This is a genomic window from Stenotrophomonas sp. PS02298 (assembly GCF_029959445.1).
Lineage (GTDB): Bacteria > Pseudomonadota > Gammaproteobacteria > Xanthomonadales > Xanthomonadaceae > Stenotrophomonas.
On the sequence record NZ_JASCOR010000034.1, the window covers coordinates 18,934 to 31,388 of the forward strand.

At 65.0% G+C, this 12,455-nt stretch carries 11 protein-coding genes; 8 read left to right on the forward strand and 3 right to left on the reverse strand.

Annotation, left to right across the window (positions count from 1 at the left end):
- The first annotated feature begins 3 nt into the window (after nucleotides 1–3).
- Nucleotides 4–1,125 (forward strand): glycosyltransferase family 4 protein, encoded by a 1,122-nt coding sequence (locus tag QMX78_RS07550; protein ID WP_282268087.1) that lies wholly within the window; start codon nucleotides 4–6, stop codon nucleotides 1,123–1,125.
- A 24-nt stretch (nucleotides 1,126–1,149) separates the two neighbouring features.
- Here the strand turns inward: QMX78_RS07550 and rsmB are convergent, their stop codons facing one another.
- From rsmB to def, 3 genes are all read right to left on the reverse strand, one after another.
- Nucleotides 1,150–2,490 carry a 16S rRNA (cytosine(967)-C(5))-methyltransferase RsmB gene (rsmB, locus tag QMX78_RS07555; protein WP_282268089.1) on the reverse strand — a complete coding sequence of 447 codons (1,341 nt, stop codon included), beginning with the start codon at nucleotides 2,488–2,490 and terminating at the stop codon, nucleotides 1,150–1,152.
- Between the two features lie 4 nt (nucleotides 2,491–2,494).
- Nucleotides 2,495–3,418: a methionyl-tRNA formyltransferase gene (fmt, locus tag QMX78_RS07560; RefSeq protein ID WP_282268092.1), complete on the reverse strand. Its 924-nt coding sequence runs from the start codon at nucleotides 3,416–3,418 to the stop codon at nucleotides 2,495–2,497.
- A 178-nt stretch (nucleotides 3,419–3,596) separates the two neighbouring features.
- Entirely contained in the window at nucleotides 3,597–4,112 is a 516-nt protein-coding gene (gene def, locus QMX78_RS07565; RefSeq protein WP_282268094.1) for a peptide deformylase, read from the reverse strand.
- 128 nt (nucleotides 4,113–4,240) lie between these two features.
- On the opposite strand from def, the gene QMX78_RS07570 reads away from it, so the two are divergent.
- The 7 genes from QMX78_RS07570 (at nucleotide 4,241) to QMX78_RS07600 (ending at nucleotide 12,306) form a co-directional block, all read left to right on the forward strand.
- Complete coding sequence (locus QMX78_RS07570) at nucleotides 4,241–5,365, forward strand: LysM peptidoglycan-binding domain-containing protein (RefSeq protein ID WP_282268096.1); 1,125 nt, start codon at nucleotides 4,241–4,243, stop codon at nucleotides 5,363–5,365.
- Between the two features lie 78 nt (nucleotides 5,366–5,443).
- Entirely contained in the window at nucleotides 5,444–6,595 is a 1,152-nt protein-coding gene (dprA, locus tag QMX78_RS07575) for a DNA-processing protein DprA (RefSeq protein ID WP_282268098.1), read from the forward strand.
- 45 nt (nucleotides 6,596–6,640) lie between these two features.
- The gene (locus QMX78_RS07580; protein ID WP_282268100.1) at nucleotides 6,641–7,114 is read left to right on the forward strand and encodes a DUF494 family protein; all 474 of its coding nucleotides are present in this window, start codon (nucleotides 6,641–6,643) and stop codon (nucleotides 7,112–7,114) included.
- Nucleotides 7,115–7,135: 21 nt separating this feature from the next.
- The gene (locus QMX78_RS07585; protein ID WP_282268102.1) at nucleotides 7,136–7,870 is read left to right on the forward strand and encodes a GYF domain-containing protein; all 735 of its coding nucleotides are present in this window, start codon (nucleotides 7,136–7,138) and stop codon (nucleotides 7,868–7,870) included.
- A gap of 33 nt (nucleotides 7,871–7,903) precedes the next feature.
- Nucleotides 7,904–8,827, forward strand: a complete 924-nt coding sequence (locus QMX78_RS07590) for an RDD family protein (protein WP_282268105.1) — start codon at nucleotides 7,904–7,906, stop codon at nucleotides 8,825–8,827.
- 188 nt (nucleotides 8,828–9,015) lie between these two features.
- Nucleotides 9,016–11,517, forward strand: a complete 2,502-nt coding sequence (locus QMX78_RS07595; RefSeq protein WP_282268107.1) for a DNA topoisomerase I — start codon at nucleotides 9,016–9,018, stop codon at nucleotides 11,515–11,517.
- Nucleotides 11,518–11,745: 228 nt separating this feature from the next.
- On the forward strand, nucleotides 11,746–12,306 hold the full coding sequence (locus QMX78_RS07600) for a Sua5/YciO/YrdC/YwlC family protein (protein ID WP_282268109.1): 561 nt from the start codon (nucleotides 11,746–11,748) through the stop codon (nucleotides 12,304–12,306).
- Nucleotides 12,307–12,455 lie beyond the last annotated feature (149 nt).

Genomic DNA, 12,455 nt, shown 5'->3' on the forward strand with positions numbered 1-12,455 from the left:
CCAATGAAACTGCTTTACACCAACTTTCACAGCGGCAGCGGAGGCGGGCACACGACCTACATCCGCGACTTGGCGCAGGCACTGAGTCCACACCATGAAGTTCATGTAGCGGCCCCCGCTGGCAGCCGCTTGCTCGAGGAAGCCAAGGCACTGCCCGGCGTCCACACGTTGGGGCAACCATTCCCCAATGGCCTGCGTAAACTGCGCGAGCGCGCCAAGGCGGTACGCCAGCTGCGAGACTACCTGCGCAGGCACAATTTCGACATTGTCCATGTCAATGGCTCGGCAGATCACCGCCTCACCATCGCGGCGCTACGCGGCGTCTCGCCGCGCCCCCGCATCGTACTGACGAAACACAACACCAAACCGCTGCGTGGTATCCAGCATGCCTGGCGTGCTCGCTTCCATACCGACAAAGTCATTGCGGTCAGTGATTACGTTCTCCGCCAGCTCCAGACTACCGCCTATCGCGCGTGCCAACCGCAGACCGTCTACAACGGCATCGACACCGATCATTTCGCGCCGTTCGCCGCCGTCGAGGCCAGCGCGCTGCGTGCGCGCTTCAGCGCCGACCCGGATAGCCTGCTGATCGGCAGCAATGCCGGCACCTCCGACTACAAGAGCTGGACCGACATCGCCAGCGCGCTGTCGCTGCTTGACGAAGCCGAACGAAGCCGGATCCAGGTGGTGGTCGCAGGGCACCCACCAAGCGAGAAGCAAATGGCGATCGTCCGCGCCGCTGGACTGGAAACGCAGTTTCACTTTCCCGGCCTGTTGCAGGACGTACGCCCGGTAGTGGCGGCATTCGATGCCGGCTTCGTGATCTCCCATGCCACTGAAGCACTCTCCTACGCTTGTCGCGAGATGATGTGCATGGGCAAGCCGGTGATGGTCACCGACTACTCTGGTCTACCTGAGAACATCCGTGTCGACGTGGACGGCTGGATCGTGCCGGTGCATGGACACCAGGCCATGGCGACGACGCTACGCTGGATGCTGCAGCATCGCGACGCGCTGCCGGGCATGGGTGCTGCTGCACACGCGATTGCATCCAAGGAATTTGGCATGGAGCGCTTCATCAACGCCATCCAGGCCGTTTATGAAGAACTGCTGGCGACGGACTAAAGCGCTATTGCCGGCAGCAACCACTCAAACTGCCACTTTCACCAACCGCGCATAGAAGAAGCCATCGCCCCCCTGCTCACCGGGCAGTCGCTGGCGGTTGCCGGCAACCTCATGCCCGAACACAGCGGGCAATGCCTGCACCTGTGCATCGGGTGTACGCGCAAGGAAGTCCATCACCTGCTGGCCGTTCTCCTGGCGCAGGATGGAGCAGGTCGAGTACAGCAGCACGCCACCGGGGCGCAATACTGCCCACAATGCGTCCAGCAAGCGCGACTGCAAGGCCGCCAATGCAACGATGTCCTCGGCACGGCGGTGCAGCAGCACGTCGGGCTGCCGGCGGATGATGCCGGTGGCCGAACACGGCGCATCCAGCAACACCGCATCAAACGGATTGCCGTCCCACCAGGCAGCAGTATCGGTGGCGTCCACCGCCAATACCTGCGCCTGTGCGCCAACCCCGGTACGGGCGAAGGTTTCGCGGATGCGCTGCAGACGTCGTGCATCGACGTCCAGCGCCAGCAACTGCAGGGATGGGTCGCGCTCCAAAAGGTGCGCGGACTTGCCTCCCGGCGCGGCGCAGGCGTCCAGCACCCGCGCGCCAAGTGGCGCCTGCAGCGCATCGGCAACCTGTTGCGCCGACAGATCCTGCACCGACACCGCGCCCTGCGCGAAGCCGGGCAAGCTGCTCACGGGCACCGCAACCGGCAGGCGCACCGCATCGGCCGACAAGGGCTCGGCGATGGCCTCAATGCCGGCCTCGGCCAACAAACCCAGATACGCTTCGCGCGAGTGCTGCTGACGGTTCACCCGCAGCCACATCGGCGCCGGCTGCAGACTCTGCGCGATGATCTCCATGGCCTGCTCCGGCCAGTCGTGCCGAACCTGGGCCAGCAACCATTGCGGCCACGCATCTTCAGCGCGCGCCTCGGCGAAGCCTTCGCGCTGTGCGCGGCGCAGCAATGCATTGACCATGCCGGCCTGACGCTCACGGCCCAGCGCGCGCGCTGCCTCCACGGTCGCCGACAACGCGGCATGGGCAGGCAGCTGCAGTACATCCAGCTGCGCGAAACCGGCCATCAGCAGCGCACGCAGATCACCATCGCGCGCGCCCAACGGTTTCTGCAGCCATTGCCGCAGTGCCTGGTCGTAGACCACGCGGCGACGTAGCGCGGCAAAGCAGATGGCCTCCAGCAGTGCGCGGTCGCGGCTGTCGTCGAGTTTGGGCAGGGCTGCGCCGAGTTCGGCTTTCAGCGAGCGGCCCTTGCCGATCACCGCCGCCAGCACCTTGGCCGCCAGCGCACGGGTCTGCACGCCGGGCTGTGCCGCCGCGGACTTGCCCCACGGCGAGGAGGTAGCAGCCGTCATCCGCTCAGCCCTCGACCCGCAGATCGCGGCGTGCGTTCAGGTAATCGGCAGCGGTAATCGCCTTGCCGCCTTCGCGCTGCACCACGCGCAGGCGCAATGCGCCCTGCCCGCAGGCGATGTCGATACCTTCACGGGCGGCACCGATCACCGTGCCCGGTGACTGGCCGCGGTTGTCCTCAATGGCTACCGCACCGTGGATGCGCACGCGCTCGCCAGCCAACATAGCCTCGGCTACCGGCCACGGATTGAAGGCGCGCACACGGCGCGCCAGCGCGGCCGCCGGCTCGGCCCAATCGAGTCGGGCTTCAGCCTTGTCCAGCTTGTGTGCATAGGTGACGCCGGCTTCCGGCTGGCGCTGTGGCACCGGCTTCAAGCCGGCGCGCAACAAGCCCAGGCCATCGGACAGCACCTGCGCACCCAGCTGTGCCAAGCGGTCATGCAGTTGACCACCGGTATCGGCATCGCTGATCGGGGTGTGCTGGCGCAGCAGCACCGGGCCGGTGTCCAGACCCGCCTCCATCTGCATCAGGCAGACGCCGGTTTCGGCATCGCCCGCCTCGATCGCGCGCTGGAGCGGCGCGGCGCCGCGCCAGCGCGGCAGCAGTGAGGCGTGCACGTTCCAGCAGCCGTGGGCCGGGATGGCCAGCACTGCCTTGGGCAGGATCAGGCCGTAAGCCACCACGATCATCAGATCCGGCTGCAATTCGCGCAGCTGCTGCTGGGCTTCGGGCGTCTTCAGGCTTTCCGGCTGGAATACCGGGATGCCGCGCGCGATCGCATCAAGCTTCACCGGCGACGGCATCAAGCCACGGCCACGGCCTGCAGGACGATCCGGCTGGGTGTAGACCGCCACCACTTCATGCTGGCGCGCGGCGGCAGCCAAGGAAGCAACGGCGAATTCCGGCGTACCGGCGAAGATGATTTTCATTGGGCGGGGATTCGGGATTCGGGATCCGGAATTGGCAAAAGCAGCGCAGCGGCGGCTACCAATCGCGAATCGAAAGAAAGAGCGTGCAGATCAGGGATGCAGAACAGAACGCCGGGACTGGAAGAAACGCAGCAATTCATACCCTTTCCAATCCCGGGTCCCCGATCCCCGCCTCAAATCAAGCTACGTGCTTGCGCGACTTGGCCAGCTTCTTGCGCACCATCTCGCGCTTGAGCGGCGACAGATAGTCGATGAACAGCTTGCCGTCCAGATGATCCATCTCATGCTGGATGCAGGTCGCCAGCAACTCATCGGCCGCCAGTTCCTGCTGCTTGCCTTCACGGTCGAGGTAGCGCACCACGATGGAGTCAGCGCGGGTGACATCGGCATAGATGCCCGGCACCGACAGGCAACCTTCCTGATAGACGCGACCGCCTTCGCTGGCGCTGACGATCTGCGGGTTGATGAACACCTGCGGCGCGTTGTGCTCTTCGCTGACGTCGATGACCATGAAGCGCTTGTGGACATCCACCTGACTTGCCGCCAGGCCAATGCCTGGGGCGTCGTACATGGTCTGCAGCATGTCGTCGAGCAGCTGCTGGAAGGCCGGCGTGGTCACCTCGGCCGCTTCAACAAGGGCCGCCTTGGTGCGCAGGCGCGGGTCTGGAAACTCAAGAATGGGCAGGAGGGCCATGGCAATACCAATCCGGGATGCCGCTTATTTCGGCAAGATGTCCCAATTCTACCGCTTGCGCTTGCCCGGCGCCCCCGTTTCTGCAATATAGTGCGACAACCTGTTGGGGAATCAGGCAGATCGCAACCATGTTGAAACAATTACGTACGGTCGCCGCCGTGGCGATGCTGACCGTCACGACCTATGCCGTGGCCGTCGAAATGAACGGTACCCACCCTGACACCTACGTGGTGCGCAAGGGCGATACTTTGTGGGACATATCGGCACGTTTCCTGAAAAAGCCGTGGCTTTGGCCGGAGATCTGGCAGGCCAACCCGCAGGTCAAAAACCCGCACCTGATCTATCCGGGCGACGTTCTGAGCCTGGCCTATCTGGACCGGGTGACGGCCCAGGCAGGCCCGCGCCAGGAAGCACCGATCACCGGCGTACCGCTGGCGGACGTTGAGCCTTTCCTTAAGAACCTGAACGTGGTGGACAGCTTCGAGGACCTGCCCTATGTGGTCGGCCTGGAAGACAACCGCCTGCGCGCTACCCTGGGGCAGAAGGCCTATGTCCGCGGCCTGGAGGGCGCGCAGCCCGGCCAACGCTACATGGTGGTGCGCCCGACCGTGCGCTTCAACCAACCCAAGCCCACGGATGACCTGGACAACCGCGGCCGGGCCATCCTGGGCAGCGGCAACCTGTGGGAGAGCTTCGTAGCCGCCAATGACCGCAACGAGTTCCTGGGCTACGAGCTGGCAGAGGTAAATGCCGGCACCCTGACCCAGGTAGCCAGCGGTAACGTCGAGGCGTCCACGTTGCAGCTGCAGGACAACGGCAGGGAAGTACGCGCCGGCGACCGCTTGGTGCCAGTGCAGACCACCCCATACGACCTGCAGTTCGTCCCGCACGCCCCGGCCAACGCCTCCGCGCCGGGTCAGCTGCGCGTGCTTGCGGTGACCGACACCTTCAGCAGCGGCGGCCCACGCGATGTGATCGCCATCTCCGGCGGCGCCCGTGAGGGTATCGACAACGGGACGGTGTTCTCGATCTGGCGCAGCGGCAGCCACGTTGCCCATCGCATGCAGTACCCCGGCTCCTCGCGCATGGACGATGCACTGAAGACTGGCGCCGGCCGGGTCACCCTGCCTGACGAATATGCAGGCCATGCGATGGTGTTCCGCACCTTCGACAAGGTCAGCTATGCCTTGATCATGGAAGGCACCAAGCCGGCCCGCGTAGGCTATGAGCTGAAGCACCCGGACGCGCAATAAGCGCCTGCGGTCTAGCCTTACGATGCAGCACAACGGCGCCCGAGGGCGCCGTTGTTGTTTGTGGCGGCAGGCTGGGCCATGCCTCGATCAGCCTTCGTCAATCTCCCCTCCCCACCCTGTTGCCCGGCCCTGCTGACCCTGGCACTGACCGGCGGACCACTGCAGACATTGCGCCGCCTGCTCGATCAACATGGCAGCAGCGCCGACGCATTGGCTGCCGGCCCCGCCGGCTGGCAGGCCGCCGGCTGCACCCCAGCGCAGCGCAAGGCATTGGCAAAACCCGATGCAGACGCTTGGGCGCGCGCCGTCACCTGGTTGGACGCCGACGGCCATCAGCTGATTGGCTGGGGTGACCCGGACTATCCACCGCTACTGCGCGACAGCCCGAATCCACCACTGGCCCTGTTCATCGCCGGTGACCCGGCACGTCTGTGGCAACCGGCAATCGCGATCGTCGGCAGTCGCATGCCCAGTGCGGGCGGCCGCGACATCGCCCGCGATTTCGCCGCAGCACTGGTCGGCCACGGCCTGACCATCGCCAGCGGCCTGGCCGCCGGCATCGATGCGGCGGCGCACCGTTCAGCACTGGCCTGCAGCGGCAGCACCTACGCAGTGATCGGGACCGGCCCGGACCTGGTTTACCCACGTCATCACCAGCAATTGCAGGCACAGATTGCCGCCGAAGGCGCGGTGGTCAGCGAGTACCCGCCAGGCACAGCGCCGCGCAGCGGCCAGTTCCCGGCCCGCAACCGCCTGCTGGCAGCGCTTGCCCTGGGCACCGTGGTCATCGAGGCCGCCGAACGCTCCGGCGCCCTGATCACCGCGCGGCTGGCCAGCGAGGCCGGCCGCGAGGTCTTTGCCGTGCCCGGCTCCATCCACAATCCGATGGCGCGTGGCTGCCACCGGCTGATACGCGAAGGTGCAACATTGGTGACACACAGCGCCGACATTCTTGAAGGCGTGGCCAATCTGGCCGGCGAACTGGCCTGCGCCTTGCAAACCCGGCTTCAGACCCCCATCTCTCCTGTACCGTCCGGCCAGCACCCGGCCGTCACGCCACCGGACCCAGACTACCAGCGATTGTGGGACGCCTTGGGTTATGACCCAACCGGTATGGATTTACTGATCGAGCGCACTGGATTGACGGCCGCCAGCCTGTCCTCCATGCTGCTGCTCATGGAATTGGAAGGCAGGGTTTCGTCGGCGCACGGCCGCTACACCCGCACCTGAAGGTTTCTTCACCTCCACAGCGCCAATGGCGCAGGCCGAGGGGCAATGAAAGAGAGCATCCTGGACGTCCTGCTGTACCTGTTTGAACACTATTTCAGCGAAGATGCTGATCTCATCCGAGACCGCGACTCGCTACAGAACGGCCTGATCCAGGCCGGCTTCAGTCCCGCCGAAATCAACAAGGCCTTCGATTGGCTCGATGCCTTGGCCGAACAACGCCCAGCCGTGGCCCAGCCCCGCGTTGACGGGCCGGTACGTGTGTTCCACGGCCCCGAGCTCGACAAGCTGGACGTGGAAAGCCGCGGTTTCCTGCTGTTCCTGGAACAACAACGCGTGCTCGACGCCGACCAGCGTGAGCTGGTGCTGGACCGCGCCATGGCCCTGGACCAGGACGAACTGGACCTGGACGACCTGAAGTGGGTGGTGCTGATGGTGCTGTTCAACCAGCCCGGCGCGGAAGCTGCCTATGCCTGGATGGAAACCCAGATGTTCGTCGACGAACCCGAACCCCTGCACTGAGCCCAACACCGGCGTGCAGGGATGCATAAGGACAATACCTACGTGAGCCAATGGTTCTACGCCGAGGGTAACCGCGAACGCCGCGGCCCGATCAGTGACGAAGACATCACCCGGCTTTTCCAGTCCCGGCGCATCGACGAGGACACCCTGGTCTGGCGCGAAGGTGCCGGTGACTGGCGGCCGCTGCGCGAGTTCGCCGGCGAGCTTGGGCTCGACCTGCAGAACCCGGTGTCGGCAAGCGCACCGCCAGTACCGCCGTCGCTGCCTCCGGGGCTACAAACCATCCACACGACATCCGCTGCAGTTCCCCGCCAGGGCCTGTCCGGCTGCGCGATCGCCGGCATCATCGCTGCGGTCGTCGGCGTGATCCTGCTTGCCATCCTCGCCATCCTGGCGGCCATCGCGATGCCGGCCTACCAGCAGTATGTGATGCGCTCCAAGACAACGATGGTTTCAGGGCAACTGCTGGGCCTGAAGCATCAGGTGGCCGAGTTCGTCGCCGCCAACCAGCGCTGCCCGATCAATGATGACGAAGGCTTCGGCACCCCGGAAAGCTACGCCAGCGGCGACGTCGCCCAGGTCCACGTAGGCCGTTTTGAAGAGGGGCATTGCGGGCTGGAGGCCTTCCTGCGTGTTCCATCGCATTCACAACTTGACGGCAAAAGCATCTGGCTCGACTACGATATGCAGGCCGACAGCTGGGAATGCAGTTCCGACGTCGACGACAACTACCTGCCGATCGACTGTCGCGGCTGATTGGTAGCGTTCAGAACTTTTACGGGGAAAAAGATGAGCCAGTGGTACTACGCTGATGCCCAGCGCGAGCGGCATGGTCCGATTGAAGCGGATGCGCTCCGCGAAAAATTCCGCGCAGGCGAGATCGACCTGGGCACCCTGGTGTGGCGCGAAGGCATGCAGCAGTGGCAACCGCTCTCGGCCATCGCCGACGAACTGCAGTTGATCACCCAGGCCAGCACCGGCATCGACCTGCGTCAGGACTACGCCGCCATTGAAAGCGGCGAAGCCGTCGTCGCACGGTCTGCCGCAGAGGCAAACTCACCCTACGCCGCACCGGCCAGCCGTCCGCAGGATGTCAATCCCGCTGCCGTGCAGGGCGGCCTGGTCGTGCAGGCCGGCTTCTGGAAGCGCGTGGCCGCCTACTTCATCGACTACGTCATCCTGACCACGTTCACCTACATCGTGCTGATCCCGCTGAGCATCCTCGGCGCGGTTGTCGGCGGTGTATCGGGCGGCTCGGACTCCGCCGCCGGTTCGATCGGCATGTTCCTGACCCTGGGCATCGGCTACCTGATCATCTTCGTCGGCAACCTGATGTATCCAGCATGGATGCACTCCTCCAAGTACCAGGCCACCCTGGGCAAGATGGCGGTGGGCATCAAGGTGGTCCGCAGCAACGGCGAGCGCCTTACCATGGGCCGCGCGGTGGGCCGTTTCTTCGCCTACATCCTCAGCAGCATCACCCTGTGCATCGGCTTTGTGATGGCCGCCTTCACCGAGCGCAAGCAGGCGCTGCACGACATCATCTGCGACACCTTGGTGGTGGACAAGCACGCCTTCACCGATCATCCGGAATGGCAGCAGCAGGGGCTGGGAACGGTCACCATCGTGATCCTGTCGCTGGCCGGCCTGGGCTTGCTTTGCCTGATCGGGCTGTTCGTGCTTCTCGGCATCGCTGCAGCGGGCTTGAACTGACAAATTACCGGGGGCGGCTTGACACGAGCCCCCCCGGCATGATTCCTCTAATAAGGAACCAAGCTGAACGCCCGGGCCGCAACCCGGGCGTCGGCTTATGCACAACCCAAACATCGGCTTCACTATCGTCCCGGTTTAAGCCACCCTAGCGCCCCCACAAGGGCGTTCCGCCCCAAGAATGTACTGACATGCCCAAGCACCTGCTCATCGTCGAATCACCGGCCAAGGCCAAGACGATCAATAAATACCTCGGCAAGGACTACACGGTCCTGGCCTCGTATGGGCATGTGCGTGACCTGGTTCCCAAGGAAGGCGCGGTCGATCCCGAGAACGGGTTCGCCATGCGTTACGACCTGATCGAGAAGAACGAGAAGCACGTCGAAGCCATCGCAAAAGCCGCAAAGGGCGCCGATGACATCCTGCTGGCGACCGACCCGGATCGCGAGGGTGAGGCCATCAGCTGGCATATCGCCGAGATCCTGAAGCAGCGCGGCCTGTCCGACGGCAAGCCGATGCAGCGCGTGGTGTTCACCGAAATCACCCCACGCGCTATCAAGGAAGCGATCGCCCAGCCGCGTGAAATCGCCTCGGACCTGGTTGATGCCCAGCAGGCACGTCGCGCACTTGATTACCTGGTCGGCTTCAACCTGTCGCCGGTGCTGTGGCGCAAGGTGCAGCGCGGCCTGTCCGCCGGCCGCGTGCAGAGCCCCGCGCTGCGCATGATCGTCGAGCGCGAGGAGGAGATCGAAGCCTTCATTTCGCGCGAATACTGGAGCATCGAAGCCGCCTGCGCGCATCCCTCGCAGCACTTCAATGCACGCCTGATCAAGCTGGACGGGCAGAAGTTCGAGCAGTTCACCGTCACCGACGGTGACACCGCCGAGGCCGCGCGCCTGCGCATCCAACAGGCCGCGCAGGGCTCGCTGCACGTCACCGACGTCGCCAGCAAGGAGCGCAAGCGCCGCCCGGCCGCACCGTTCACGACCTCCACGCTGCAGCAGGAAGCCTCGCGCAAGCTCGGCTTCACCACCCGCAAGACCATGCAGGTGGCGCAGAAGCTGTATGAAGGCGTGAACATCGGCGACGAAGGCACGGTCGGCCTGATCTCGTACATGCGTACCGACTCGGTGAGCCTGTCGCAGGATGCGCTGGCCGAGATCCGCGACGTGATTGCCCGCGACTACGGCATCAGTTCGCTGCCGGACAAGCCCAACACCTACACCACTAAATCCAAGAACGCGCAGGAAGCCCACGAAGCCGTGCGCCCGACCTCCGCGTTGCGCACCCCGGCACAGGTAGGCAAGTACCTCACCGACGACGAGCGCAAGCTGTACGAGCTGATCTGGAAGCGCGCCGTCGCCTGCCAGATGATCCCGGCCACCTTGAACACCGTCAGCGTCGACCTGTCGGCCGGCAGCGAGCACGTGTTCCGCGCCAGTGGCACCACCGTGGTGGTGCCCGGCTTCCTTGCCGTGTACGAGGAAGGCAAGGACAGCAAGAGCGCCGAGGACGAGGACGAGGGCCGCAAGCTGCCGCTGATGAAGCCCGGCGACCGCGTGCCACTGGACCGCATCGTCGCCGACCAGCACTTCACCCAGCCGCCGCCGCGCTACACCGAAGCGGCACTGGTCAAGGCGCTTGAGGAATACGGCATCGGCCGTCCGTCCACCTACGCCTCGATCATCCAGACCCTGCTGTTCCGCAAGTACACCGAGATGGAAGGCCGCAGCTTCAAGCCGACCGATGTCGGCCGCGCGGTCAGCAAGTTCCTGTCCAGCCACTTCACCCAGTACGTCGATTACGACTTCACCGCCAAGCTCGAGGACGAGCTGGATGCGGTGTCGCGTGGCGAGGAAGAGTGGGTGCCGCTGATGGAACGCTTCTGGGGCCCGTTCAAGGAGCTGGTCACCGACAAGAGCGAATCGCTGGACCGCACCGATGCCGGCAGCGCGCGTGTGCTCGGCCCCGACCCGGTCAGCGGCAAGGATGTCACCGCCCGTATCGGCCGCTTCGGCCCGATGGTGCAGATCGGCACCGTCGAAGACGAGGAGAAGCCCAAGTTCGCCTCGCTGCAGCCGGGCCAGAGCATCTACTCGATCACGCTGGACGAGGCACTGAAGCTGTTCGACATGCCGCGCAAGCTTGGCGCCGACGCCAATGGCGAGGAAGTCACCGTCGGCATCGGCCGCTTCGGTCCGTTCGCCAAGCGCGGCAGCACCTATGCCTCGCTGACCAAGGAAGACGACCCGTACAAGATCGACCTGGCCCGCGCCGTGTTCCTGATCGAAGAGAAGGAAGAGATCGCGCGCAACCGCATCATCAAGGAGTTCGAGGGTTCGGACATCCAGGTGTTGAACGGTCGCTTCGGCCCGTACATCAGCGACGGCAAGATGAACGGCAAGATCCCCAAGGACCGCGAGCCGGCCTCGCTGACCCTGGCTGAAGTCGAGCAGTTGATGGCCGAAACCGGCAAGCCGGTGCGCAAGGGCTTCGGCAAGAAGGCGGCCAAGAAGACCACGGTCAAGAAGGAAGCCGCGCCGAAGAAGGCCGCCGCAAAGAAGGCCCCGGCCAAGAAGGCGGCAACCAAGAAAGCAGCGACCAAGAAGACCGCAGCGAAGAAGGCCACCAAGAAAACCGTCGCCAAGAAGGCTGTGAAGAAGTCGGCCGCCGACGACGCACCGCCGTTCTGATCCTGCACTTCCTTCTCCCTCCGGGAGAAGGTGCCCGAAGGGCGGAAGAGGGTCGGCTTTACCACCGAATACAGGAAGCAGCTTTACTGCTGCTTTCATCTCCCCTCCCCCGCCAACAAGCGGATAATCAGCACCACCCGCAGCAGGCCGCCCACCGGGCGGCCTTTGCTTTGCGTCCTTTCGCGGACCAGCGCCATCGAACGCACTGGCCCTCCAACGGTGCTGACCATGCTCGAACTCGACCTGCACAGCGTCGTCCCAGCCCTCAAGGCTGGCGGCGTGATCGCCTACCCGACCGAAGCGGTCTGGGGCCTGGGCTGTGACCCCTCCAACGAAACCGCGGTGATGAAGCTGCTGGCGCTGAAGCAGCGCCCGGTCGAGAAAGGCATGATCCTGATCGCCGCCAGCCCGGCGCAGTTGGAGGGTTGGGTGCAGCTGGATGCCTTGGCAGACGATCGCCGGCAAGCGGTGCTGGAAAGCTGGCCCGGCGCCAACACCTGGATCGTGCCGGCCGGCCCACGCGCCCCACGCTGGATCACCGGCGAGCACACCGGCATCGCCGTACGGGTCACTGCGCATCCACTGGTACAGGCCCTGTGCGAGGCCTGGGGCGGCCCGCTGGTATCGACCAGTGCCAACCTCGCCGGCGAGCCGCCAGCGCGCTCCCGTGAGCAGCTGGACCCTGCCCTGCTGGCCTTGCTGGATGACCTGCTGGATGGCGCCACCGGCGGCCTGGCCCAGCCCACTCGCATCCGCGTGGCCGCCACCGGCGAAGTCCTGCGCGACTGAAAAGCCGAAAAGCCAACCCCTCCCCAGCCCTCCCCTTGGCTTCGCCAAAGGGAGGGGGCGAAAACGTAGTGCCGAGCCATGCTCGGCAAGGGGCTTCACCGGTAGCGCCTCAGCCGAACATGGCTCGGCGCTACAGGAGTGTTCCCAGC

Excerpts from the sequence above, each read along its gene's own strand:
- rsmB (WP_282268089.1), bottom strand. The coding sequence starts at position 2,490 with ATGACGGCTGCTACCTCCTCGCCGTGGGGCAAGTCCGCGGCGGCACAG.
- QMX78_RS07600 (WP_282268109.1), top strand. The coding sequence starts at position 11,746 with ATGCTCGAACTCGACCTGCACAGCGTCGTCCCAGCCCTCAAGGCTGGC.
- QMX78_RS07590 (WP_282268105.1), top strand. The coding sequence starts at position 7,904 with ATGAGCCAGTGGTACTACGCTGATGCCCAGCGCGAGCGGCATGGTCCG.
- QMX78_RS07595 (WP_282268107.1), top strand. The coding sequence starts at position 9,016 with ATGCCCAAGCACCTGCTCATCGTCGAATCACCGGCCAAGGCCAAGACG.
- QMX78_RS07570 (WP_282268096.1), top strand. The coding sequence starts at position 4,241 with ATGTTGAAACAATTACGTACGGTCGCCGCCGTGGCGATGCTGACCGTC.
- QMX78_RS07550 (WP_282268087.1), top strand. The coding sequence starts at position 4 with ATGAAACTGCTTTACACCAACTTTCACAGCGGCAGCGGAGGCGGGCAC.
- fmt (WP_282268092.1), bottom strand. The coding sequence starts at position 3,418 with ATGAAAATCATCTTCGCCGGTACGCCGGAATTCGCCGTTGCTTCCTTG.
- QMX78_RS07580 (WP_282268100.1), top strand. The coding sequence starts at position 6,641 with ATGAAAGAGAGCATCCTGGACGTCCTGCTGTACCTGTTTGAACACTAT.
- QMX78_RS07585 (WP_282268102.1), top strand. The coding sequence starts at position 7,136 with ATGCATAAGGACAATACCTACGTGAGCCAATGGTTCTACGCCGAGGGT.
- dprA (WP_282268098.1), top strand. The coding sequence starts at position 5,444 with ATGCCTCGATCAGCCTTCGTCAATCTCCCCTCCCCACCCTGTTGCCCG.
- def (WP_282268094.1), bottom strand. The coding sequence starts at position 4,112 with ATGGCCCTCCTGCCCATTCTTGAGTTTCCAGACCCGCGCCTGCGCACC.